Below are 22,274 nucleotides of genomic sequence, written 5' to 3' on the forward strand. Positions count from 1 at the left end.
GTGCTCGGACGTCGGCGCTCATCCGAAACACCGGATCTGCCGGTACCGCGGAGGCGCCCTCGTCATGCTCGTTCGCGCGCCACAGCGGTCTCGGGCGAGACCGGTTACCACACGCGACTCCGCGCACCCTCAAGAGCACACGGGCTCCGCCTGTGATTTGAGGCACTCTATTGGAAGAAGGTCTAAGAAGCGAGTACTTACATCTGGTTTTGTCCGAAGCTACGATCAGCCGGTGCAGACCGAGGCGCGACAAGGCGTAGAAGACGAGATGGACGACGGCGTGGACCCGCTGGTCATGGGCGTGCGCGACCGCTGGGAGGGCCAGGGGCTGCTCGGCGATCCGTGGCCGTTCCTGGCGATCTGTTCGGTCGGGCGGCTCAACCAGCTGCTGAAGAAGGCCCTGGAGGTGGAGCTGAAGCGGCTGGATCTCACCCAGACCGGCTACTTCCTGCTGACCACGCTCGCCCTCACCGTCCACGGGCGGGCGCGGCTGAGCACGCTCGGCCGGATCCTGATGATGCACCCGACGACGGTGAAGCTCACCGTGGACCAGCTGGAGGCGGCCGGGCTCGTCGGCCGGACCCCGCACCCCCGCGACCGGCGCGCCACGCTCGTCGAGATCACCGCGGCGGGACGGGAGCGGGCCAACGAGGTGAGCCAGGCGCTGGAAGCGCCCGGTGGCGCGCTCGCGGCGTTCGACGGGATGCACCGCGAGCTGTTCGAGGCGCTGCAGCCCGCGCGCCTGGCCGCCGGCGACGTGGAACTGCTGAACCCCGGCGGGGGTCGCGGCCGTGGACGACGGGCAGGGTGAACCGGGTATCGTCCGGCCTGCGTACTTGCTCTTCGAGAGCACCACACCCGGGCGATAAGGCAGTCTTCTCCTATGCCACAGAGTCACGGCACACGCAGACGTCCCGCCGAGGAAACCAAGGGCGCTCAGGGGAGCGCCGGGGGCCGTCGCGGCTCCAGGAGGGCCGGCACGAGGCGCGCCGCGCGCGTGCCGGAGCCGCGCAGGACGCCTGACGGCAGCGGCCCGGGAGCACCTCACGGACCGGATCCGCTGGAGTCGGACGGCTTCCGCGACCCGTACGAGGAGATGGAGCCGCCCCGGGAGGCGCGCGAGGGCAGGCGGCGCGTCCGGCGGGTACTCACCAGCAACGTCACCATCACGATCGCGGCGATCGGCGTGCTCGGCGGTGCGCTGACGGTGGTCGACCTCGGCAGCTTCGTCGACGACGCGAGCGAGCCGCCCAAGGCCGCGAGCGCGGGGCTGTCCACCAACGACATGCTCGCGAAGCTGACCTCGGCGTCCGACATGGACAAGGTCGCGGCCGACGCGGTCGCCGTCGCCAAGAAGCGCGCCTACGAGGAGCACCAGCGGGAGCTGAAGCGGCTCAAGGAGAAGGCCAAGCGCGACGCGGCGGCGCGGGCGAAGCTCAAGGCCGAGCAGGAGCGCGAGCGGCTCGCCAAGTCGAACCCGAGCGCCGGTCAGAACAAGGCGTACGGCAGGAAGATGAGCGCGCTCAAGGGATGGGACCGCTGCTGGCCGTCCCTGCTGACGCTGTGGAACCACGAGAGCGGCTGGAACGAGCGGGCCGAGAACCCGTCCAGCGGCGCCTACGGCATCCCGCAGGCGCTGCCCGGCTCCAAGCTGGCCAGCGCCGGCGCCGACTGGCGCACCAGTTCGCCCACCCAGATCGCGTGGGGGCTCGGCTACATCAAGGCGCGCTACAAGGACCCGTGCGGCGCCTGGGCCTGGTGGCAGGCGCACAACTGGTACTGAGCCCAACGGGGCGCCCCGGCCTGGCACCATGGGGGGATGCGGACGAGCAGGGCGCGCCGCGCCGGCGACGAGCGGGCGAACGGCACGGGTGAGGGCGCCGGGACCGAGGGCGGCGCAAGCCGCCAGTGGGCCCGCGCCGACGCGACCCGCCAGGCGCTGCTGACCGCGGCGCTGCGGGTCTTCGCCGACCGCGGCTACGCCGACGCGGGCATCGCGGAGATCGTCGAGCGGTCCGGCATCAGCGTCGGCAGCCTCTACCACCACTACGGCGGCAAGGCCGGCCTCTACGTGGCGCTGTGGGAGGACCTCACCGAGGAGCAGGAGGCGAGCGCCGCGCAGGCGGTGTCCGCCGCCCGCAAGGACGGCGAGTCCGACCCGATCGCGCTGTTCATCGCGGGCGCCCGCGCCTACCTGCGGGTGTGCTGGGAGCGGCGCGAGGCGGCCCGGCTGTTCCTGGCCGGCGAGGGCCCGTCCGGGTCGTCGCTGATGCGCCGCAGCCGCGCCCAGCACTGGATCGCGCAGAACACCAAGCTGCTGCGCGGCCCGTCCGGCGACGCGCACGCCGGACGTCCCGAGCAGGTGCTGAGCCTCGTGCTCACGACGGTGATCGGCGAGGCCGGGCGGGAGATCGCCACCGCCGAGGACGAGGCGGAGGCCGCCGAGATCATCGACGAGGTGTGCCGCATCCTGATCCGGCTGGCCCGCTGACCTCCTGGCGCGGGGTCTCCGCCGGCGCCATGGCGGACTCCGGAAGCCGTGTCCCGGCGGACGCGGTGGTCAGGGGCGGGCGGTGTGGACCCGGCGGACGGAGAGCCGGATCGGGGGGACCGGCTGGACCGGGCGCGGATGCCGGGCGCGGGCAGGCTGCGGCGGGAGCGTGCGGAGCCGGGCCGCGGTGGGGCGCTTGTCCGCGAGTCGCGAACCGGCGGCGCGCAGGCGGCGGCGCGCGGCGAGCGGGACGCGGCCGTCGGAGCGCCGGATCAGCCGCATCCGGAGCAGTAGGAGCACCACCCCGGCCGCCAGTGCGGCGAGGAACCCCGCCTGGAGCGCGGTCAACTCCTCGACGGTGAACGGCTCGGGGGGCAGCCTGCGCAGGTTCGACACCGGGACGAGGGGCCCGGAGGCGGGCGCGATCTGCGGGGACTCGGCGGACACGATCGGCGGCAGCGCCACCTGCGGCCCGGCCATGCCGGCGAGGGGGTTGAAGTCGGGCGGGGTCAGCGGCGGGACGCCGGGCGTCGTCGGGCCGATCCCCGGCGGCAGCGCCCCGGACGCGGACGTGATGATCAGCTTGTAGCTGCGGAACACGCTCCTGGCACGCGCCGCCGAGACGGCCGCCCGCAGGGTGATCACGCCGGGCTCCGCACCGGACGGGGCCCGCACGGTCGCGATCGCGGAGGCGCCGCCGGATCCGACACTGCCGAGGGACTGCGTCCGGGGACCGACCGTGGCGCCCGAGGCCGACATCCGCAGGACGATCCCGTTCGCGGTGGCGTTCGCCGACGCCACCCGCACGGTCGCGGTGATCGAGCCGCCGGGCCGCATCGTCGCCGCCGAAACCGTCAGCCCCAGGGACAGTACCGGCGTCTTGGGCTTGCCCGGGCCGGCCGGCGGATGCGTCGGCGGGTTGGTGGGCGGATCGGTCGGCGGATCCGTGGGCGGGTCCGTGGGCGGATCGGTCGGCGGGTCCGTCGGCGGATCCGTGGGCGGATCGGTCGGCGGATCGGTCGGCGGATCCGTGGGCGGATCGGTCGGCGGATCGGTCGGCGGGTCCGTCGGCGGGTCGGAGGGCGGATCGGTCGGCGGATCGGTCGGCGTCTCCGTCGGCGGGTCGGTCGGCGTTTCGGTGACGGTGGTGGTCGGCGTGGGGGCCGGCTCGTCCGCGAGAACCGGGTGGACGCCCACCGTGCCGATGAGCGTCACCGCTCCGATACCGGCCAGGAGCGAAGCCGATCGTGAACGCACCCCGAACGCACCTCCACCGCATGACGACTATCCCGCCGAATTGCATTGAATTGGATGGAATCATGCGTCGATTCGGGGAATCAACCCCGCAGGTCAAGGTTCGCTTCAGGTGCTCATATCGCGCCGATCGGAAATTGGGCGATTATCAATCGGTGCTCGTTCCCGCGCGGCGGCGCCGTCTCCTGCGGCACTCGTGCCGGGCGGCCGGGCGGCGCGTTCGCGCAACCGCGTCGCACGCAGCACGGCCTCGATCGCGAAGCGCGCCTCGCGGTCGGTCAGCCGGTCGCCCAGGACTCCCACGACCTGCCGCATCCGGTAGCGGACGGTCTGCGGGTGGATGCCGAGCTCCTCGGCGATGTCGTTGGCGGTGCCGCGGGTCACCAGCCAGGCGTGCAGGGTCTCCAGCAGGCGGTCGCGCTGCCGGGGGCTGAAGCCGTCCATCTCACCGAGGTGGCGGTGTGCGAGCTGGCCGATGAGGGCCTGGTCGGAGAGCAGCCAGAGGGTGATGAGGTGCTCCTCGCAGTCGGTCACCGGGGCGTCCTCGAGCACACCGGTCTCCACCAGGCTCTGGGCGCACCGCGCCCAGCGCAGCGAGTCGGCGACGCCCGCGATCGGCACGGTGAGGCCGATGACGAGCTGCCTGTCGGGCAGGACGCGGAGCAGGGATCGCCGGCGCTCCGGGGTCGGCCTTCCGGGAACGAGCAGGAACGGCTGGGCGGCGCTGAGGTCGGCGAGCACGTCCTCGTCCAGGGCGGCCCGGACGTACCGGGCGCCGGGCGGGGCCACGACGGCGGTCGCCTCGTCCGGCAGCGTCCATCCGGCCCGTTCGGCGGCCTCGGCCAGGACGCGGGACGACACGTCGCGGCGGAGCAGGAGCTCCAGCAGGCGGCGGCGGTGCGCCTCGGCCTCGCCGTCCGGGCGGGCGTCCAGATAACCCTCCAGCGCGAGCGCGGCCAGTTCGTCGATGTAGGCGAACAGCGCGTCGGCGAGCTGGGCCATCACCTCGGGCGACAGTCGCCGGCGCGGCCCGATCTTCATGATGCGCCGCCACGCGACCTGGACGCCGATGCGCAGTGCGGCCTGGAGGGTGTCGAGCGTCCGGCCCTCCTGGGCCTCGAAGCGGCCGAGCCTGCGGTAGGTCTCCCGATGGCGCGCGCTCGGTTCCAGCGGGTTGGCGACCCGGTCGACGAAGTCCGTCAGGGCACGGTCGACCCCGATGCGCAGTGCCTCGACGTAGGGACCCTTGAGGGGCCGCCCGTACTCGGGGATCGACCGGCGCACCTCCTCGATGATCTCTCCGGCGAGGCTGGGCAGTTCCGGGCGCATCAGCAGGGCGAGCCGGCGCGGCAGCCGGCTCCGGCGACTCGCCGCCTCCCGCGTCAACGTCTGCTGTGCCATGGGGTCGGCACACCTCCAGACACCGCCATCGCGAACGAGGGGATTCCGGGCGGGGCACCCGGTCGTCCGGATGATCGGCCATATGGCGTCAACACCGAGGGCACGCCGAGCGGGGACCCTGCGCACCCTCCGGACTCTGTGAGCTGAAACACGTTGAACTTAGATCAAATGATATCAAGCAAAGTAAAGGGAAGGTAAATTCAGCAGGCTGTGGCCCTGTAGTCACATTCAGCGCCCCAATAGGGGCGGTCTCATTTCAGTGCGGGGCCGCGCTCCCGCAACCGGTACGCGCGCAGCACCGCGTCCAGCACGAAACGCGCCCCCGGGTCGGCGAGCTGCCGGTCGAATTGCGCGCTGATCTGCCGCATCCGGTACCGGACGGTCTGCGGGTGAAGCCGGAGCCTCTGCGCCGCCTCGACCGCGTTTCCTTGCGCGTCCAGCCACGCGCACAGGGTTTCGGTCACGCGCTTACGCCGGGAGCGCGGCATTCCCGCCAACGCGCCCAGTTCCCGGCGGGCGAGCTGGTCGAGCAGCGGTCCGTCCGAGAGCAGCCACAGCTCCAGCAGGTGCCGCTCGCACAGTGTGGGGCCGCCGTCCTCCAGCCAGCCCGCCTCCACCAGAGCCAGCGCCCGCCGCGCCCAGCGCAGCGAGTCGGCCGCCTCGCCCAGCGGGACGGTCAGCCCCACCGCGGAGCGGCGCTCGGGCAGGGCGCGGCTCAGCATCGCCGCGCGCTCCGCGCCGTATCCGCCGGGGATGAGCAGATGGGGTTCGGTGTCCGCGAGGTTGACGAGGACGTCGCGGTCCATCGCCTCCCGGACGCACCGCGCGCCCGCCGGCATCGCGACCATCGTCACCGTGTGGGGCACCGCCCAGCCGGCGGCCTCGGCGGCCTCGGCGAGCGCGCCGCTCGCCGCGCCGGGCCCGAGCATCATGCGCAGCAGCCGCCGGTGGTCGCCGGGCAGCTCGTCGGCGGACGACCGGACCTCCAAATAGCCCTCGACCGACAGGGAGGCCAGCTCGTCGATGTAGGCGAACAGCGCCTCGGCCAGCCGCGTCGTCACCTCCGCGGGCAGCCGCCGCGTCCGCGCCACTGCCGCCACCCGCTGCCACGCGACCTGCACACCGACCCTGTAAGCCGCCTGCAGCGCGTCCAGCGTGCGCCCCCGGTAGGCCTCGCTGCGACCGAGTTCCCGGCACAGCTCGTCGCGCCGCTCGTAGCCGTCGACGCCGCCGGAGACCTGGTCGACGAAGGCCGCCATGGCCTGCTCGACGGTGATCCGGTACGCGGCCGGTTCCGGCATCCCCTCCTGCCGCGCGTACTCGGGCACCGACCGCTGGACCTCCTCGAGGATCTCCCCGGCCAGCGAGGGCAGCTCAGCACTCAGAATGGCGATGACCTGTGGCGGGAGGGCTCCGGGACGCCCCCCTCCCCCAACGAGGGCCCTCGTCATTCGCTCCTCCCCTCGCACCGTTCAGGAAAATGCCTCGACAAAAAGTAGCCGACACCATACCCGCCGCACATTTACATGGACGATGTCTCCGCTACCGAATGGCCGAGGTACTCAACGGGCGACAAAATCGGCCGGATTAACTGATCACTCGGAGACAATCCGGAGAAGAACCGCGCCCGTCCGTTGCCGCCCGGCCACTCTCCCAGGACCGCTGATCACACCCGCACCTCAGCCGGAACCACGGACCCGATTTCCTCAATGATTTCACTCACCGTGGTCACGCGAACACTTCTGATGACCGCTTCGTGTCTGGGATCCGGTGGGTTGCACGCCCGGGCACGGCAGGGGCACCGCGGTCGCGAGCGGGGGGCGGTCATGACCGCCACTGCGGCTTCCCTCGTCTTCAGAAGGGAATGGGGCACTGCGCCGCATGGAAGGCATCTCCCCACCGCTCTTTCGACCGCCATCGGGTGCCGGGAGCCGGCCGGAGCGGTCCGTGCCCGCGGGGTCGCCGCGGGCACGGACCGCTCCGGTCGGGCGGGCTCGCGGTCAGAGCTGGCTGTACTGCTTCGAGACGATGTACTCGTTCGACACCATGGAGTTCTTGCCGGCCGCCGACGGGAATCCGCCGATCTGGTTGACGAGCCAGTCGCCGACGCCGGCGCCGTAAAGACAGCCCTTGGCGCCGGGGACCGAGAACGCGTTGTCGACCTGCTTGGCCTGCAGCACATCGCCCGCCGGGTCCGGCCGCGCGATCGTGGGGGCCTCCCCGGTGATGGGGGTGTTGGGGGCGGGCGGGTTGGTGGTGCCCGTGGTGAGGTGCAGCTTGATCGGGTTGGCGTTCGTGCCGACCGTGCAGTTGCCCCCCAGGAGCGGGTTGATGAGCCGGACCTTCACCGCCATGTTGATGTCGAGGTTGCTGGTCGTCGGGATCTCGAAGGAGCCGGCGTACTCGACCCGCGCGTACACGGCACTCAGGAACGGGTCGCCGAAGAGACCGGGCTGGACGAGCATCTTCGGGGCCTTGAGGCCACCGAAGATGATCTTGGTCTCGAAGGTCTCGAGGTCGAGGGTGCTCGCGTAGGTGAGCCTGAGCGGCTCCTTGATCTGCTGGTCGAAGTTGCCGACCTTGAAGGTGCCGCTGGTGACGACGGCCACCTGGCACCGCGAGTAGAACGGACTGGCCCCCTCGGGCAGGGGCGGGCAGTCGGAGAAGTCGAAGCTGCCCGGAATCGGGTCCGGGTTGGCCGCCGCAGCGGGGGAGGCCATGCCGAAGGCGAGCACCGCCGCGCCGGCCACGGCGGGAAGCGCGAGCCGGGAACTGCGTGTCCGGAAACGAGTGAACTTCACCAGTCCGTCCTTTCTGGTACCGGGAGAAATGGACAAAGAGCGCCGGACGGCCACAGCGTGATCCAGACGACGCGGAACCGTGAAGCGGATCCCATCGAGAGAAATCCTCGATTCCTAACCGGAGATTAATACTGAAACAATGACCGATCAATACACCCCAACGCACAAATATGAAGATCTTTCCGGCTTTGGTATCGCATGCCAGATTGAGCGTTCAGAGGGCGGCCTATATTGTCACCGACCGCGTCCCATGGGGGCCTCGGCCTTTGATGGGGCATGGCGGGGAACATGGGCGGACTAACGCAGCTCGCCGCAGGCCTGAACTGGCCTGCGGCGAGCCGACCGGGCCGAATCAGCACCCGGGGTGGTGCGGGCGGATACGGCCGGTCCTGAGAACCCCCGGAGCGGATTCGGGCTGGGCCGGGACATGCACCTCACAGCGACGCGCTTGGCCGGTCAGGGCGATGTTATCTGCAGCGTCGGCGGGAGCACGAAATCACCCGTCCCCGAGTCGAAATTGAGGCTGTACTCCGTGAACCCCGGGATATAGCACGTCGAGTCCGGCGACACCTTCAGCACCGAGGCGTCCCCGGCCACAAAGTGATCTTTTATGGAGAAGATCTTGGTCGCATTGTCATAGGTTCCGACGATCTCCCCGGGACCCTCCATCGGAGAACCGAAGAGCGACTCCATCGTGTTGGCGATCCGCAGATTGCACCGAGTGCCGTCGACATCCACCACCGCGTTGAGCGTGACCCCGTTCAGCCTCATCACACGCTTTCCATCCCCTGTTTCCTCGAAGAGCACGTTGAGCCACAACGAGCCTTCTTGGGCGACCTTGCCGATCACCTGGTACACGGAGCCGTCCAGTGCCACGACCTCGCACCCCTCGAGCGACATGTCGCCCTTGCCCAGCCTGGAGCGCGACTGCCAGTGCCCACGGTCCAGATGGAGCCGCATGGTCGCCGAATCGCACCTGAACTGGGAACCGCCCTGTGCGAGGGTGAACGGCTTCGCGACCGCCGTGACGTCTCCGCCCGGCTTGACGGTGAAGGAAGCTGGAAGTGGACCCGCACCATTGACACAATTACTGGTACTGCCGGCTTCGACATCGCACCACCGCCCTGAGGCGGCATTCGCGTAGTTGCCCGAGCCGGACACGGTGGCGGTGAGGATCGGACTGATGTCCTCTCCCACGCCGCACCCGGAGAAGGCGGGAACCTCGAGGTCCTCGGCGATGATGGTCTGCCCGTCGAGGTACTGGGTCGGCCCACTTCTCCGGGTCCCCAGAAATCCCTGCGCGGAGAACAGCGTCGGACTTGTCATGCATTTATCACCCAGGGCGATGGGCACCCCGTTCACCTCGGCCGAACCCGCCTTCACCCGGACGTAAGCACTGGCACGGAGCTCTTGTCTCTCGGGCGCATTCTCCAGGGCAGAGTACGGGTCGAGCATCTGGATGGCCCGTAGATTGCCTGTGATCGGATCTTTCTCCCCAGCTCCAGGCGCACGGGTCGGGACAGTTTTCGCCACCGCGCGCGTCGGCATGAACCCGAACCCGAGGACGGTCGCGGGAGTCGGATAAGTCTGGTTAACGAAGTATCCGCGAACTTCGTAGTAGTTCGGCCCGAAGAAAACATTCCCACTCTGCTGGAGAGTCGGCGCCCGCACCGTGTTCTCAAGGGCGACCGGGATGGCGTTCCCGGTCTTCTTTATGTTGACGAACCCGGTGGCTTTGACGCAGTACAGTGTCCCGGGCGCGGGGATCTCCATCAACCCGTCCGGAGTCGACGGGGACTCATAGATCTCCATCAGCTTGGAATCGCCGTTGATGGCGTACCGCGGATCGGTACCCGCGCCGGGGATCTTTTCACAGAGCCCTTCCGGGGCAGCGGCGGCCTGACCGGTCGGCACGCTCGGCGCACCGGGAGTCGCGGCCCCGCTCCTGGGCCCGACCCGTACGGTTCCGAGCACCCTCTCCTTCTCCGCTGCGCAATGCAGCGCCAGTTCCGCCGCGTCCTTCTCCGGCGTCATGTCACCGGGCACCAGCGACAGGTCCATTTTCCCGGCGGACCAGGAGAGCCCGCCCGGCGATCCGGGGATCACCGGCGGCGCCACCCCGCTACCGGTCAGGTGCACGGCCCCGTCACCACGTGGCGGTGCGGCCGCCAGCGCGAAGGCCGGCCACCCGCCGCGCCGGTCGTCGCCGGGCTGCCGGACGGCGACCTCGATCTCCGCGACCCCACCGAGCGCGGGGGAAGGAGCAGGCGACGGGGCGACGCCCGTCACCGGCGGTGTCGACGCCCCGGCCGGAGAACTCGCCCCGATCGCCTTCACCAGCTCAGGGGGGAGACCGACGTCGATCTTGATGGTGCCCATCTGGACGGGCTGGCCGACGGTCCCGGACGAGGGGACGGTCGTGTCGATCCGCAGGGCCACGTCGTATGTTCCGGCCTGACCAGAGCACACGAGCCCCATGTCCGCACCGATGTCCGCGATCGCCGGCGGGACGGCCACCAACACGCCACCGCTCACGGCAAGGGCCGTGAGCGCCGCGATCCGTGCGACGCCTCTGAACATCTGGTGCATCTCAGATCCTTGATCTATGGGAACCGCACCCGGGCGACGAGCGCCCGGGTGCGGCTTCGGTCGCGGCCGTGTCCTTGTCTCAGGTGGCCAGGACCGTCAGACCGGGCGTGATGTTGAGCGTGCCGGCGAGGGTGACGGGGTCGTTGTTCTTTGCGATGGACGCGGGGCATGTCGCGGAGACGTTGGCCATCTCGATGTTGTCGCCCTGGTTGGGCGGCGGCGGCAGCTTGAGCTTGCTGGGGGCGCCGGCGGAGACGCGGTCGGTGTGAGTGCCCGGGACGACACCGACGGCGGAGCCGGCGCCGTTGGCGTCTCCCGTGCAGTTGAGGGCGGGGACCACGATGTGAACGTCGACTCCGGTCAGCTTGCCGGGGGTCACCCCGGCCGCGGTGTTCCCGGTGACGTCGAGCCACCACGGGTTGGCGGCGGACGCGGTGGCCGTCACGGTGGCGGGGTTGCCGAGGACCGTGCAACCGGAGAAGGTCACGCCGGTCACCTTGGCGATGTGGATGGGCGAGAGCGGGCCGCCGCCACTCGGCAGGACGCCCGTGGCCGTCAGGCCCGTGCAGATCAGGGCCACTCCGGTACGGTCGTTGGCCCCGACGATGTTCCCGCTGTTGACCGCGCTGAGGGCGATGTTGGTACCGGTGGGGTTGATGGTGACGCTGGTGAGCAGGGCGGCCGGGGCGGGGGCCGCGGTGAGGGCGATGGCACTCGCCACGACCGCGGTGGCGGTCACGGCCTTTTGTGCGATCTTTCGCATGTCAGTTCTGTTCCCTTCAGGGGGTGGTGTCTTCTTCTACTCGTAGGGACACTGACCGCGTTCTACAGAACGAACTCCTCTGGGTTGACGGGAGCAGAACCCCAGAAGCCGAACTTCTTCAGCCTCAACGCAAGACCACCCAGTCCTGCCGTACTTTTACCAGAATATACCTGCCAGTAGCGTACTTCTCAAGAGCCGCTATGACATTCCCTCGGCTCCCCATAAAGACCCTGCGGATTGTCATTCACTTAGCATTCGATCACTATTTAAGTGTCACCCGCTTACAGTCGAATCCAGGATGCTCGAAGTGTTCGCACAGGTTCCCGGCCGTCCGCCTGGGGAGTGACGCCCGCCAGCCGGCCCCGCCCCGTCCGCGATCAGGCACCGAGGGTGTCGATGGCGGAGATCCTCCATTTGCCGTCGGCGTACAGGGCGTCCACGGCGAAGACGGCCGCGGAGTAGCTCGTCTTGTTCGTGTCGGTACGGGTGTTGCGCTGGTCGGCGAAGACGAGGAGGCGGGCGCGGTCAGCGGTCAGGGACTTCACCGCCGAGTCGGTGACCGCCGTGGTGAGTACCTGCTTCTGCTGCGGCGCCTGCTCGCGCACCAGTGCGAAAAGCTGGTTGTACTGCTGGACGGCCTTTCCGGTGAGCAGTTCCTGCGCCGCTTTCTCCGTTTTGGCCACATCGGCGTAGTTGTAGGAGAAGACCGTGTTCACGACTGTGGCAACCTGGCCTTTCACCTCGGCGGTGCGGCCATTGTCACTGAGGGCGCCGTTCTGCGCGGAGGCCGCTCCCGTCAGGTCGCGCTCCTGGGCGTTCGACCAGGCGGCCACTCCACCCAGGGCTATTGTCAGCGCACCGAGAAGGACGACCAGGCGGGTGCGCGCGGTGCCGGGGACGACCCGGCCGGCTGAGGAGATCGCTACCATTTCGCTTTCCTGCCCCCTCAGGGCGTTCCGGTCGGGGCCTGTCCGAGCGCCGACAGTTTCCAGCCGTCCGAGGTCCGGGTGAGCTGGCCGGCGAACCGGCGGGTGTTGTCGACCGGCTTGCCGTCGGCACCGGTGATGGTGATGCGGACGGCGGCGATGACGGCCGCCTTGCCCGCGCGGGAGTCGAGTTCGGTCAGCCCGGATTCGAGGATCTTCGCGGTGCTGGTCGTCTTCGCCTTCTGCACCTCGGTCTTCAGCCGGGCCCGACCCTGGACGATCTGGTCGTAGAGCTGCGCGGTCGCCGAGTCCTGCCATACCTTGAGGCCCGCGTCGACCTGGCGGTAGTCGAGGGTGTTGAGGTTGACGATCTCCTGACCCGCGACGGCGAGCACCCGGTCGCGTTCGGCGGCGTAGCCGATCGCGTCGTCGCCGGACGCGGCGTGGTACGACCAGCCGAACCACGCGGCGGCACCGGCCGCGATCAGCGTCACGAGCGACGCGACCTGGATCAGCGGATCCTTGGAGAGGCGGCGCCGGGGCCGGTCGGCCGCGTCCTTCGCCGGCGGCCCCGCGGCCGGCGCCTCACCGGTCTCCTTCTCGGACGGCGACGGCTCCGGGTCCTCGGCGGCCTCCTCTCCCGCGGGCTCCGGAGTCTCGGCCGCGTGGTTCGCGGACGGTTCCGGTTCGACCGGTTCGCGGGCCGGGGTCTCGGGCTCGTCCGCCCGCGCCTCGCGCTCGTCGGCCGCCGGGTCGGCGGTCTTGGCCCTGGTCTTGGTCACCTGAGTCACCCCTTCTTTTCAGGCGGCCCGGAGGTCGCTGATGCGCCAGCCGTGGTCGTCGCGGGCCGTGACGATGAGCTGGGCCGCGACCGGCGGACCGGTCGCCCTGCCGCCGCGGGTGGCCTGCTGGTCGAGCAGGACCAGCAGGACCGCCGTCCCGTCACGGGAGAGTCTGATCAGCCCGGCCTTCGCGACCTTCGTGGTGAGGGCGAGCTTCATGACCGGCGCGTTCTGCTTCACGAGGCCGAACAGTCTGCGGTAGTCGCCGACGGCCCGGCCGGTGAGGACGTCGTTCGCGGCGCGTTCGGTCGCCGCCGGGTCGGTGTAGGTGAAGGTGAAGATCCGCGCGACCTTCGCCGAGACGTCGGCGACGGCCGCACCGGTCCGGGCCTTGTCGACGAGTGCGCGGTTGGCGGCCGGTGACCGCTCGTTTCGCCTGCCGGCCCAGCCGTCGACGGCGAGGGCGGACAGGCACAGCACCAGCGCGAGGGCCGCCGGCCACCCCAGCCCGGCCGCCCGCCTCAGTCCGGAGGCGAGCGTGCGCCGGGCGGTCGCCTTCTTCTTCCGCGGGGCGGGGTCGCGGCGCGCGGGGCGCTCCTCGGTGATGCTCACGGGCCGCTCCCCCCGGGCGCCAGCGCTTTCAGCGAGCTGATCTTCCACACGCCACCGACCCTCTGCATCCCGACCTCGTAGCGTTTGCGCTGCTCGGTGCCCTGGGCGGCGTCACCGGCGGGCTCGGTGAAGATCCGGACGGAGGCGAGGACGGTCGCCTCGCCCGCCGACCGGTCGAGTGCGGTGACGGCGAGCGCGGTGACCCGTCCGTGCGAGGGGGCCCGCTGCCCGGCGAACCTCGCGTGTGCGCCCGGCATGTCGCGTTTCAGCGCGTCGGCGAACGGGCCGGTGGCGACGTCCAGCCAGTGCGTCATGTCCAGCTCCGCCACCTTGGGGTCGATGCTGTTGATCAGCACCAGGTCGCGAACGGCGGTCCGGCTCACGTCGTCCCGCGCGGTGGCGAGGTCGTGGTCCGCGCCCCGTCCGGACTGCAACAGGGACCAGAGCGACAGCAGCAGGAGGACGGCGGCGGCGGCCGTGAGGGCGTGGCCGGCCGGACGGATCCAGCGGATCATCCAGGTCGGCTTGCGCAGCACGGCCGCCACGACGGTCACCGCGTACCCCCGAGCCCGAGCAGGGCGGCGAGGTCGCCGGGCGGCGCCTGCTGCCGCGTCAGCCCGGCCAAGCCCAGCGAGGCGAGCAGGCCGGTCGCCTCCGGACCGCTCAGCGCGCCCGGCTTGGCCGGCGCCGGGACGCCCTTGCGCGGCGCGTTGGCGGTGCCGCGCACGTTGATGCCGCTGCTCGGGCTCTCCGCGCAGTGCGCGTCGGTGTTGAACGGGGCGGGCGACAGGGTGAGGCCGTCGCGGTACTTGGTCTTGCCGTAGCCGCGCGTGCAGGGCTGCGGGTTGAAGAACGTGGTGACCAGGCCCATGCGAAGCTTGCCGTCGGACACGATGCTGGGGCCGATCGCCGCGACCCGCGGGAGATTGGCCAGCATCTCCTCGATGGCGGCCTGGCGCGGCCCGGCCACGCGGGCGGTCGTGAGGAGGTTCGCCAGCAGCACGCCGAGGCTCGGGTCCAGGTCGTGGAGCAGGCCGGACAGCTCGGCCGCCGCGCCGGGCCCGGCCGTGATCAGCTCGCGGAGATCGGCGTCGGAGTCGCGGAGCTGCCGCGCGAGCAGGCTGGAGTTGGTCGCGAACGACTTGAACGCCCCCGACATCTCGTTCTGCGTCCGCAGCACCGCCTCCCCGTTGTGGATCAGAGCGCGCGATTCGGGGAACGCCGCGTCGGACGCCGAGATGAACCGGGAGCTCGTGTCGAGGAGCTGCTGGAGGTGCGGGCCCTGCCCGGCGAACGCCAGCCCCAGCTCATCGATGAGGATCTTGGTGTCGTTCAGCGGCAGCGAGGCGGTGAGGTCGTTGACGCTCTTGAGCGTCTCGTCGACCGGAGCCGGGGTGGTGGTGACGCTGCGCGGGATCGTGGTGCCCTGCGCCAGGTAGGGCCCGGCGTCGGCGCGGGGCCGCAGGTCGACGTACTGCTCGCCGACGGCGGAGCGGTTCGCGACGATCGCCTGGAGGTCGCGCGGGATGTCCGGCGCCGAGTCGTCGATCCGGAGTTCGGCGATGACGCCGTCCCGCGTCAGGTCGAGCTTGCCGACCTTGCCGACGGTGACGCCCCGGTAGGACACCGCGGACCCCTCGAAGAGGCCACCGGTGCTGGCCAGGTCGAGCCGGACGGAGTAGTACCCGCGCAGCCCGACGTAGCGGCCCACGTCGGCGTAGTTGACGCCGATGTAGGCGACGACGACGATCGCGATGACGGCGAAGACTGCGATCTTGATGCGGGTGACCAGGGTCAGCATGTCAGTTCCCCTCCCCGAGCGTCGGCAGCGGAAGGGCGGGCCCGCTGCCGGGGCCTTGCTTCCGGGGCGCCCGGCTCGGTGCCACCGGTCGCGGCGTCCCCGTGGTGGGAGTGTTCGTGGTGGGGGTTCCCGCGCCGGGCGCCCCGGCCGCGGAGCCGAGGCCGGTCGCGGTGTCCGGGCAGGGCTGCGGCTGCGGGCCGACGACCGAGGGATTCGCGGCGAGGGCGCGTGCCTCCGGCTTCTGCCCCTCGTCCTCGATGTCGTCGAACGGGCCCTCCTCCTTCACCGGCGGGACGACGCAGTCGAAGCCCTCGGCGGCGATGACGGTGACGTAGCCGTTGAGGTAGTCGCCCTTGATCGCCTTGAGCGCCTCGTCGGTGAACGGGTAGGTCAGCAGGATCTCCAGGGACTTCGGCAGGTCGCGGCCGGAGTCGGCGAGCTTGCGCAGGACGACCGCCAGAGAGCGCAGGTTCGCGGCCGTGTCGTCCCTGCTGGCGTTGATCGTCTTGACGGCGACGTCCGAGAGGCTCTCCAGCCGGCGCAGCATCTCGACGAGCCGGCCGCGCTGCTCTTCCAGCACCTTCAGGCCGGGCGACAGGTCGTCCAGGACGGTCCCGACCTGCCCGTTGCGGGCTCTGACCGTGGACGACAGCCGGTTCAGCCCGTCGAGCGCGTTCACGATCGACTGCCGGTTCCGGTTGAGCGTGCTGGTGAAGGTGTTGAGGTTCCGCAGCGCGGACCGGACCTTGTCCTCGCGCCCGTTGAGCGCCTGGTTCAGTTCCCGGTTGATCGTCCGGATCTGCGGGAGCCCGCCGCCCGACAGCAGCAGCGACAGCGCGCCGAACACCTCCTCGGTGTCGGCGTTGCGCGTCGTCCGGGACGCCGGGATCACGGCGCCGTCGGCGAGCCGCTGCGGGGACGGCGCCGTCGTCGGCGCGGCGAGCTTGACGTACTTCTCCCCCAGCAGGCTCGACTGCTCCAGGTTGGCGGTCGCGTTCGCGGGCAGGTGCACGTCGCCGTTCACGACGAGCGTCACCTCCGCCTGCCACGCCCCCACCGGCAGCGACACCTTCTTCACCCGCCCGACCGGGACGTCGTTGACACGGACGGCGGCCTGCGGGACCAGGTTCAGCACGTCCTCGAACTGCACCTTCACGGTGTACGGGTGGTCGCCGAGATCGGCGCCGCCGGGCAGCGGGACGTCCTCCAGCCGCACCGAGCAGCCCGCCGTCAGGACGACACCGGCGGCGAGGGCCGCGACGAGCTTGGGCGTGCGCATCAGCGGTCCGCCTTCCCGCCGCTGCCGGCGTAGATCTTGCCCGCGGGCGGCAGCGGCAGCGCCGGCAGGCCGGTCTCCTGGCTCGGCGCCACCGCGACCAGCCCGCCCCTCTTCAGCCGGTCGCACTGCTCGCGGAGCGTCTGCGTGGCGGACGCCGCCGCGGCGCACACCGGCCGCTGGTCGGCGGCGATCGGGTCGACGCCCGGCTGGTCCAGGCTGCCGAACGCCTTGGTGATCTCCAGGAGGTTGCCGCGCGCCATCAGCGTCCGGGTCTTCGGGTCGTAGGCGCTCAGGGCGTTCTGCGTCACCAGCGGCGCGGTGTCGATGAGCTCGGCGAGGGACGCCCGCTGGTCGACCAGGACCTGGGTGACGTCCGTGAGCTTGCCGACGTTGCGTTTCAGCGCCGCGCGGTTGTCCTGGATGAACCCCTTCACCTCGGCGAGCGCCCGCGCGAGGTTGCGCAGGGCCGCGCCGAGCTCGTCGCGGTCGGCGGCGAGGAACCCGCTCACCTCGGCGAGCTGGTTCTCGGCGAGGCGGATCTGCCCGTCGTTGGCGCGGAGCATCTCGCTGAACTTGTTGAGGCTGGCGACGGTCGCGTACAGGTCGCCGCTGTTGTCGGCGAGCGTCTGCGACGCCTTGCCGAGGTCGGAGATCATGGTGTTGAGCGCCCGTCCGTTGCCGCCGAGGTTGGCGGCGCCGACCCGGATGACGTCCGACAGGGCGCCCTGCGCGTTCAGCCCCCGCGGCCCGAGGTCGCCCGAGATCTTCCGGACCGCGGCGTAGAGCTGGTCGAGTTCCAGCGGGGTCGCGGTGTTGCTCACATCGATCGACGCGCCGTCGGCCATCTTCGGGCCGCCGTTGTAGGCGGGGTCGAGCTGGACGTACCGGTCCGACACCAGGTTCGGCGCGATGACGATGGCGCGGGCGCCGGCGGGGACGTCGACGTCGTCGTTCACCCGCATCTCGACCTTGACCTTGTCGCCGAGCGGTTCGACGGAGTCGATCGAGCCGACCTTCACGCCGAGGACGCGGATGTCGGAGCCGGGGTAGACGCCGATCGCGGTGGCGAAGTACGCGGTGATGCGGTGCGTCGGCCCGCCGCTCACGAAGGGGACCAGCGCGATCGCGACCAGCAGGACGAAGACCGCGATGAGCGCCTGCACCACCCGCGTCCGGTGGTCGCGGATCGGCGAGCCGAGCTTCGGCAGCTTCACCGGGCGCGTCGAGGGGGACGCCATGTCACCGTCCTCCCGTCAGGTGCGGCGGCTTGCAGCGGTCCGGGTCCTCCGGTTGCCACCTGCCGTTCACCAGGTACTCCTCGGGGACGGTCCCGCACAGGTAGCCGTCCACCCAGCGGCCGTTGCCCGTCGCGTTGCCGAGGACGCGGATGTAGGGCGTGGCCGTCGTCAGCACGCGCTCCAGGTTCTTCTGGTTGCGTTGGAGGACGCCGACGACCCGCTCCAGGGACGCCAGCGTCGGGCCCAGCGTGCGGCGGTTGTCGTCGACGAGGCCGACCAGCTCCGTGCCGAGCCGCTGCGTGCCGACGAGCAGCGCGTGGATGGCGTCGCGCCGCCGGCGCAGCTCGCCGAGCAGCAGGTTGCCGTCCTTGAAGAGCGTCTCGAACTGGGAGTTCTGCGCGGCGATCGTGCCGGACAGCTGCTTGGTCCCGGCGAGCAGCCGGGACAGCTCGGCGTCCCGCGACGCGATCGTGGTGGACAGCGCCGACAGGCCCTGCAGCGCGACCCGGACGCTGGCCGGGGTGTCCTCGAACGTCGTGGAGATCGTCTCCAGGCTCTGCGCGAGCCTGGTCGTGTCGAGCTGCTCGAACGTCCGGCCGAGGTCCTGGAACGCCGTCGTGACGTCGTAGGGGGCCACGGTCCGGTCGAGCGGGATCGGCTGCTTCGGGTTCTGCCTGCGGTAGCCGAGCGGGTCCAGCTGGAGGTACTTCGACCCCAGCAGCGTCTTGATCATGATGGTGGCGCGGGTCGCGTTCCCGACCCAGGTGTCCTTCACCCGGAACGTGACCTTGACCTTGTTCCCCTTGAGCGAGACGCCGGTGACCTTGCCGACCTTCACCCCGGCGACACGGACCTCCTGGCCGGGGTCCAACCCGGCGGCCTCGGAGAAGTACGCGCTGTAGGTCGTCCCGCCGCCGACGAGCGGCAGCCGGTCGACGCGGTAGGCGAGCGTGCCGAGGGCGAGCAGGATCACGATGCCGACGGCCGCCACCCCGATCGGGTTGCGGTCGCGCAACGGCTTCAGCCGCGGCCGGCCCCGCTTCGGGCGCGGCAGGGCGCGCGGCAGCGGCGGAGGCGGCCCGCCCGCCGGGGGGACGGGGGGCGGGCCGCCGGCGGGCGGGGTCGGGGGCGTCATCCGCGGCACCTCGCGTCCTTGATGGGCAGGCCGGTCGGCGGCGGCTGGTTCGACAGGTCGGAGCCCGCGTAGCTGACGCCGATCAACTTCACCTCGCACTGGTAGAAGTTCACCCACGAGCCGTAGGAGGCCAGGCGGCCGAAGGTCGCCATCTTCCCGGGCGAGCGCTGGAGGAAGCGCGTCAGCAGCGGCTCGTCGCGGTTGAGGTTGTCGCTGAGCCGGCCGAGCTCGACGATGTCGTCCTTCAGCGGGTCCCGCGTGACCTGGAGCAGCCCGGCGGTGGCGGTGGTCAGGTCGGCGACCGACCCGAGCGCCTGGCCGATCGGGACGCGGTCGGTGGCGAGGCCGGAGGTGAACCGGCGCAGCGTGGTGACCAGGTCGACGAGCTGCCGGTCCCGCCCGTTGATGGTCTGGACGACGCTGTCGAGGTTCGCGATGAGCTGGCCGATCACCTTGTCCTTGGCGGCGAGCGTGCTCGTCAGCTCTCCGACGGTGCGCAGCAGGCTCTCCACGGTGCCGCTCTCGCCCTGGAGCACCTTGACGACCGACTCCGAGAGCTTGTTGGCGTCGCCGGGCGACAGCGCCTGCATGAGCGGCTGGAACCCCTGGAACAGCTGGGTGAGGTTGAGCGTCCCGGCGGTGTGCTCGACCGGGATCGTCCCGCCGGGCTTCAGTACCTGGCCGGGCGAGCCGGTGCCCTGGCCGAGGGAGACGTACCGTCCGCCGACCAGGTTCAGGTACTTGACGGCGGCGGTCGCCGACGCGGGGATCCGCCGGTCCCGGTCGACGGAGATCTTCACCCGGGCGAGCCGGCGGTCGCTGACCTTGATCTCCTCGACCTGGCCGACCTCGACGCCCGCGATCCGCACGCCGTGCCCCGGATGGAGCCCGGCCACGTCGGTGAACTTGGCGTAGTAGGCGACGCGGTCGCCGCTGGTGGCGCCGGTGATGCTGGACGCCAGCAGCGCGGTCGCCAGCACCGTGACCACGATGAAGATCAGCGAGCTGACGAGCGGGAAGCCCATGCCCTTGATCCCCTGACCGGTGAGCCTCACTTCACCGTCACCTCCGTGCCCCGGTAGATCGGCCCGACCAGCACGCTGGACCAGTCCGGCAGCTCCTCGGGGACCTCGTCCAGCGGCGCCCCGGCAAGCTCGTTGACCAGGTCGTTCTCCGACGCCGAGTTCGCGGGGCCGAGGCCGCTGCCGGCCGCGCCGCCCTGGCCCGGCGCGCCGCCGGCGGGCAGCACCCGCACCCCGTCCCCGGTTCCGAGGTAGGGGACGCCCGGGCAGCGCGGCCCGCCGCCGCCGTCGTAGCGGGGGGCGTCCTTGCCCGGGACGTAGCGGCCCTTGCTCGTGACCGGCACGACCACGCCGTGGACGCCGTGCTCGTCCGTGCCCTTGCCGAGGACCTTGTTCATCGTCGGGATGAAGCCGGCGAGCGCGCGGAACGTGCAGGGCGCGGCCGGGGCGTAGCGGCGCATCAGGTCCAGGCTCCCCCGGCTCTCGGTCGCCAGCGCGATGATGTTGCCGGAGTTGGCGCGCAGGAAGTCCTCAAGGTCGGCGGACGATCCCGACACCGCGTCGTACAGGGTCGCGAGGGCGGTGCGCTGGTCGACGATCGTCCGGCTGGTGACCGTGAAGTCCGTGAGCGCCTGAAGCAGGTCGGGCGCCGCGTCGGAGGCGTGCTGGGTGAACGTCGCCAGCTCCTGGAGGTTGCGGGCGAGCGCCGGCACCTCCGGGTTGAGCCTGGTCAGAAACGCGTCGAGCTGCTCGAAGTTGCGGCCGATCTGGTCGCCGCGCCCTTCCAGCGCCCGCGCCATGGCGTTCAGCGTCGCCGAGAGCTTCGCCGGCTGGATGGTGTCGAGCAGGTCCATCGTGTGGTTGAGGACCTCCGACAGCTCCACCGCGTTCCGGCTGCGGTCCTCGGAGATCACATCGCCGTCGGCGATCGGCCGTCCCGCCGACCCGGGCGGCGGGACGAGCGAGACGAACCGGGCGCCGAACACCGTCGTCGGCAGCAGCCGCGCCTGGACGTCCGCCGGGATCCGGTCGGTCACCCCCGGTTTCAGCGCCAACTCCAGCTTCGCGCCGGCCCCGTCCGCCGTGATGGACCGGACCTCGCCGACGACGACGCCGCGGACCTTCACGTCCGCCATCGCGTGCATCTCGTGCCCGGCCGTCGAGGTGCGCAGCGTCACCATCGTCGCGTCGGTGAACTGCTTGTCGTAGATCGCGATCGACAACCAGACCAGCAGCGCCGGGACGAGCAGGAACGCCACCCCGGTGAGCCGCTGCCCGACCACGTGCCGGGTGGTTCGCCGAGCCATGTCAGATCCATTCCATGTCAGTTCGGCCCATGTCTGTCAGCCCGTCACCTTCACGGTGGTCGTGGCGCCCCAGATGGCGAGGCTGGCGAAGAAGTCCGTCACGCTGATCAGCACGATCGCGGTACGGACCGCGCGGCCGACGGCGACGCCCACGCCGGCGGGGCCGCCGACCGCGCGGTAGCCGTAGTAGCAGTGCGCGAGCACCACCATCACGCTGAAGATCAGCACCTTGGCGAACGAGAGCAGCACGTCCTCCGGGGCGAGGAAGATGTTGAAGTAGTGGTCGTAGGTGCCGGCCGACTGCCCGTTGAACCAGAGCGTCACCTGTCTGGAGGCCAGATAGGAGCTGAGCAGCCCGATGCCGTACAGCGGGACGATCGCGACGGTCCCCGCGATGATCCGGGTGGTGACCAGGTAGGGCACCGACTGGATGCCCATGCCCTCCAGCGCGTCGATCTCCTCGTTGATCCGCATCGCGCCGAGCTGCGCGGTGAACCCGGCGCCGACCGTCGCCGACAGCGCCAGCCCGGACACCAGGGGGGCGATCTCGCGGGTGTTGAAGTACGCCGACACGAAGCCGGTGAACGCCGCCGACCCGATCTGGTCGAGCGCGGCGTAGCCGGACAGGCCGACGACGACGCCCGTGAACACCGTCATGCCGATCATCACGCCGACGGTGCCGCCGATGACGGCGAGCGCGCCGCTGCCGAACGCGACCTCGCCGAGCAGCCGCAGCGACTCGCGCAGGTAGCGGCGCAGCGCGCGCGGCGTCCACAGCAGCGCCCGGACGTAGAAGCCGAGCTGGTCGCCGGGCTGGTCCAGCCAGGAGACCAGCTTCACCGGGCGGAGGCGGCGAACCCCGGGGACCGCCAT

The 22,274-nt window shown here is 70.9% G+C and carries 21 protein-coding genes; 4 read left to right on the forward strand and 17 right to left on the reverse strand.

Annotated elements, in window-relative coordinates:
• The first annotated feature begins 232 nt into the window (after positions 1-232).
• The 3 genes from CHC11_RS02880 (at position 233) to CHC11_RS02890 (ending at position 2,491) form a co-directional block, all read left to right on the forward strand.
• Entirely contained in the window at positions 233-811 is a 579-nt protein-coding gene (locus CHC11_RS02880) for a MarR family winged helix-turn-helix transcriptional regulator (protein ID WP_245918674.1), read from the forward strand.
• A gap of 186 nt (positions 812-997) precedes the next feature.
• Positions 998-1,783, forward strand: a complete 786-nt coding sequence (locus CHC11_RS02885; RefSeq protein WP_245918675.1) for an aggregation-promoting factor C-terminal-like domain-containing protein — start codon at positions 998-1,000, stop codon at positions 1,781-1,783.
• A gap of 36 nt (positions 1,784-1,819) precedes the next feature.
• The gene (locus CHC11_RS02890) at positions 1,820-2,491 is read left to right on the forward strand and encodes a TetR/AcrR family transcriptional regulator (RefSeq protein ID WP_089309966.1); all 672 of its coding nucleotides are present in this window, start codon (positions 1,820-1,822) and stop codon (positions 2,489-2,491) included.
• A gap of 69 nt (positions 2,492-2,560) precedes the next feature.
• On the opposite strand, the gene CHC11_RS41040 is transcribed toward CHC11_RS02890, so the two are convergent.
• The gene (locus CHC11_RS41040) at positions 2,561-3,250 is read right to left on the reverse strand and encodes a hypothetical protein (RefSeq protein ID WP_179278650.1); all 690 of its coding nucleotides are present in this window, start codon (positions 3,248-3,250) and stop codon (positions 2,561-2,563) included.
• On the opposite strand from CHC11_RS41040, the gene CHC11_RS41045 reads away from it, so the two are divergent.
• Positions 3,231-3,797 carry a hypothetical protein gene (locus CHC11_RS41045; RefSeq protein ID WP_179278651.1) on the forward strand — a complete coding sequence of 189 codons (567 nt, stop codon included), beginning with the start codon at positions 3,231-3,233 and terminating at the stop codon, positions 3,795-3,797. The genes CHC11_RS41040 and CHC11_RS41045 overlap by 20 nt on opposite strands.
• Before the next feature lie 56 nt (positions 3,798-3,853).
• Here the strand turns inward: CHC11_RS41045 and CHC11_RS02900 are convergent, their stop codons facing one another.
• The 16 genes from CHC11_RS02900 to CHC11_RS02975 all read right to left on the reverse strand — a co-directional run bounded on the left by CHC11_RS02900 (position 3,854) and on the right by CHC11_RS02975 (position 22,274).
• Complete coding sequence (locus tag CHC11_RS02900) at positions 3,854-5,146, reverse strand: PucR-like N-terminal domain-containing protein (RefSeq protein WP_089309967.1); 1,293 nt, start codon at positions 5,144-5,146, stop codon at positions 3,854-3,856.
• A gap of 251 nt (positions 5,147-5,397) precedes the next feature.
• Positions 5,398-6,597, reverse strand: coding sequence for a PucR-like N-terminal domain-containing protein (locus tag CHC11_RS02905; RefSeq protein WP_089309968.1), 1,200 nt, complete (start codon positions 6,595-6,597; stop codon positions 5,398-5,400).
• A 549-nt stretch (positions 6,598-7,146) separates the two neighbouring features.
• Positions 7,147-7,947, reverse strand: a complete 801-nt coding sequence (locus CHC11_RS02910) for a hypothetical protein (protein ID WP_245918676.1) — start codon at positions 7,945-7,947, stop codon at positions 7,147-7,149.
• A gap of 456 nt (positions 7,948-8,403) precedes the next feature.
• Positions 8,404-10,536, reverse strand: a complete 2,133-nt coding sequence (locus CHC11_RS02915; RefSeq protein WP_089309969.1) for a DUF6801 domain-containing protein — start codon at positions 10,534-10,536, stop codon at positions 8,404-8,406.
• Positions 10,537-10,615: 79 nt separating this feature from the next.
• Positions 10,616-11,299, reverse strand: coding sequence for a hypothetical protein (locus tag CHC11_RS02920; RefSeq protein ID WP_143226894.1), 684 nt, complete (start codon positions 11,297-11,299; stop codon positions 10,616-10,618).
• A gap of 377 nt (positions 11,300-11,676) precedes the next feature.
• Entirely contained in the window at positions 11,677-12,228 is a 552-nt protein-coding gene (locus CHC11_RS02925) for a hypothetical protein (protein WP_089309971.1), read from the reverse strand.
• 17 nt (positions 12,229-12,245) lie between these two features.
• Positions 12,246-13,007: a hypothetical protein gene (locus tag CHC11_RS41950; RefSeq protein WP_218825909.1), complete on the reverse strand. Its 762-nt coding sequence runs from the start codon at positions 13,005-13,007 to the stop codon at positions 12,246-12,248.
• A gap of 18 nt (positions 13,008-13,025) precedes the next feature.
• Entirely contained in the window at positions 13,026-13,619 is a 594-nt protein-coding gene (locus tag CHC11_RS02935) for a hypothetical protein (protein ID WP_089309972.1), read from the reverse strand.
• On the reverse strand, positions 13,616-14,173 hold the full coding sequence (locus CHC11_RS02940; RefSeq protein ID WP_089309973.1) for a hypothetical protein: 558 nt from the start codon (positions 14,171-14,173) through the stop codon (positions 13,616-13,618). Before CHC11_RS02940 ends, CHC11_RS02935 begins: the two co-directional genes overlap by 4 nt.
• The gene (locus tag CHC11_RS02945; RefSeq protein ID WP_089309974.1) at positions 14,170-15,420 is read right to left on the reverse strand and encodes an MCE family protein; all 1,251 of its coding nucleotides are present in this window, start codon (positions 15,418-15,420) and stop codon (positions 14,170-14,172) included. The genes CHC11_RS02940 and CHC11_RS02945 overlap by 4 nt, the downstream gene beginning before the upstream one ends.
• Position 15,421: 1 nt before the next feature.
• Positions 15,422-16,699: an MCE family protein gene (locus CHC11_RS02950; RefSeq protein WP_089309975.1), complete on the reverse strand. Its 1,278-nt coding sequence runs from the start codon at positions 16,697-16,699 to the stop codon at positions 15,422-15,424.
• The gene (locus CHC11_RS02955; protein WP_089309976.1) at positions 16,699-17,937 is read right to left on the reverse strand and encodes an MCE family protein; all 1,239 of its coding nucleotides are present in this window, start codon (positions 17,935-17,937) and stop codon (positions 16,699-16,701) included. Before CHC11_RS02955 ends, CHC11_RS02950 begins: the two co-directional genes overlap by 1 nt.
• A gap of 1 nt (position 17,938) precedes the next feature.
• A complete protein-coding gene (locus tag CHC11_RS02960; RefSeq protein ID WP_089310295.1) occupies positions 17,939-19,072 on the reverse strand; it encodes an MCE family protein in 1,134 nt (377 codons plus the stop codon).
• Positions 19,069-20,127 (reverse strand): MCE family protein, encoded by a 1,059-nt coding sequence (locus CHC11_RS02965; RefSeq protein ID WP_218825910.1) that lies wholly within the window; start codon positions 20,125-20,127, stop codon positions 19,069-19,071. Before CHC11_RS02965 ends, CHC11_RS02960 begins: the two co-directional genes overlap by 4 nt.
• The gene (locus tag CHC11_RS02970; RefSeq protein WP_089309977.1) at positions 20,124-21,401 is read right to left on the reverse strand and encodes an MCE family protein; all 1,278 of its coding nucleotides are present in this window, start codon (positions 21,399-21,401) and stop codon (positions 20,124-20,126) included. The genes CHC11_RS02965 and CHC11_RS02970 overlap by 4 nt, the downstream gene beginning before the upstream one ends.
• Positions 21,402-21,437: 36 nt before the next feature.
• The gene (locus CHC11_RS02975) at positions 21,438-22,274 is read right to left on the reverse strand and encodes an MlaE family ABC transporter permease (RefSeq protein WP_089309978.1); all 837 of its coding nucleotides are present in this window, start codon (positions 22,272-22,274) and stop codon (positions 21,438-21,440) included.

Origin of the sequence: Actinomadura mexicana (assembly GCF_900188105.1) — a bacterium.
GTDB classification, from domain to species: Bacteria; Actinomycetota; Actinomycetes; order Streptosporangiales; family Streptosporangiaceae; genus Spirillospora; species Spirillospora mexicana.

What these genes read in the sequence shown, in the direction of transcription:
- CHC11_RS02900 (WP_089309967.1), bottom strand. Translation starts at nt 5,146, where the DNA reads ATGGCACAGCAGACGTTGACGCGGGAGGCGGCGAGTCGCCGGAGCCGG.
- CHC11_RS02905 (WP_089309968.1), bottom strand. Translation starts at nt 6,597, where the DNA reads ATGACGAGGGCCCTCGTTGGGGGAGGGGGGCGTCCCGGAGCCCTCCCG.
- CHC11_RS02970 (WP_089309977.1), bottom strand. Translation starts at nt 21,401, where the DNA reads ATGGCTCGGCGAACCACCCGGCACGTGGTCGGGCAGCGGCTCACCGGG.
- CHC11_RS02950 (WP_089309975.1), bottom strand. Translation starts at nt 16,699, where the DNA reads ATGCGCACGCCCAAGCTCGTCGCGGCCCTCGCCGCCGGTGTCGTCCTG.
- CHC11_RS02925 (WP_089309971.1), bottom strand. Translation starts at nt 12,228, where the DNA reads ATGGTAGCGATCTCCTCAGCCGGCCGGGTCGTCCCCGGCACCGCGCGC.
- CHC11_RS02960 (WP_089310295.1), bottom strand. Translation starts at nt 19,072, where the DNA reads ATGACGCCCCCGACCCCGCCCGCCGGCGGCCCGCCCCCCGTCCCCCCG.
- CHC11_RS02975 (WP_089309978.1), bottom strand. Translation starts at nt 22,274, where the DNA reads ATGGCGGTCCCCGGGGTTCGCCGCCTCCGCCCGGTGAAGCTGGTCTCC.
- CHC11_RS02920 (WP_143226894.1), bottom strand. Translation starts at nt 11,299, where the DNA reads ATGCGAAAGATCGCACAAAAGGCCGTGACCGCCACCGCGGTCGTGGCG.
- CHC11_RS02955 (WP_089309976.1), bottom strand. Translation starts at nt 17,937, where the DNA reads ATGGCGTCCCCCTCGACGCGCCCGGTGAAGCTGCCGAAGCTCGGCTCG.
- CHC11_RS02890 (WP_089309966.1), top strand. Translation starts at nt 1,820, where the DNA reads ATGCGGACGAGCAGGGCGCGCCGCGCCGGCGACGAGCGGGCGAACGGC.
- CHC11_RS41040 (WP_179278650.1), bottom strand. Translation starts at nt 3,250, where the DNA reads ATGTCGGCCTCGGGCGCCACGGTCGGTCCCCGGACGCAGTCCCTCGGC.
- CHC11_RS02915 (WP_089309969.1), bottom strand. Translation starts at nt 10,536, where the DNA reads ATGCACCAGATGTTCAGAGGCGTCGCACGGATCGCGGCGCTCACGGCC.
- CHC11_RS02945 (WP_089309974.1), bottom strand. Translation starts at nt 15,420, where the DNA reads ATGCTGACCCTGGTCACCCGCATCAAGATCGCAGTCTTCGCCGTCATC.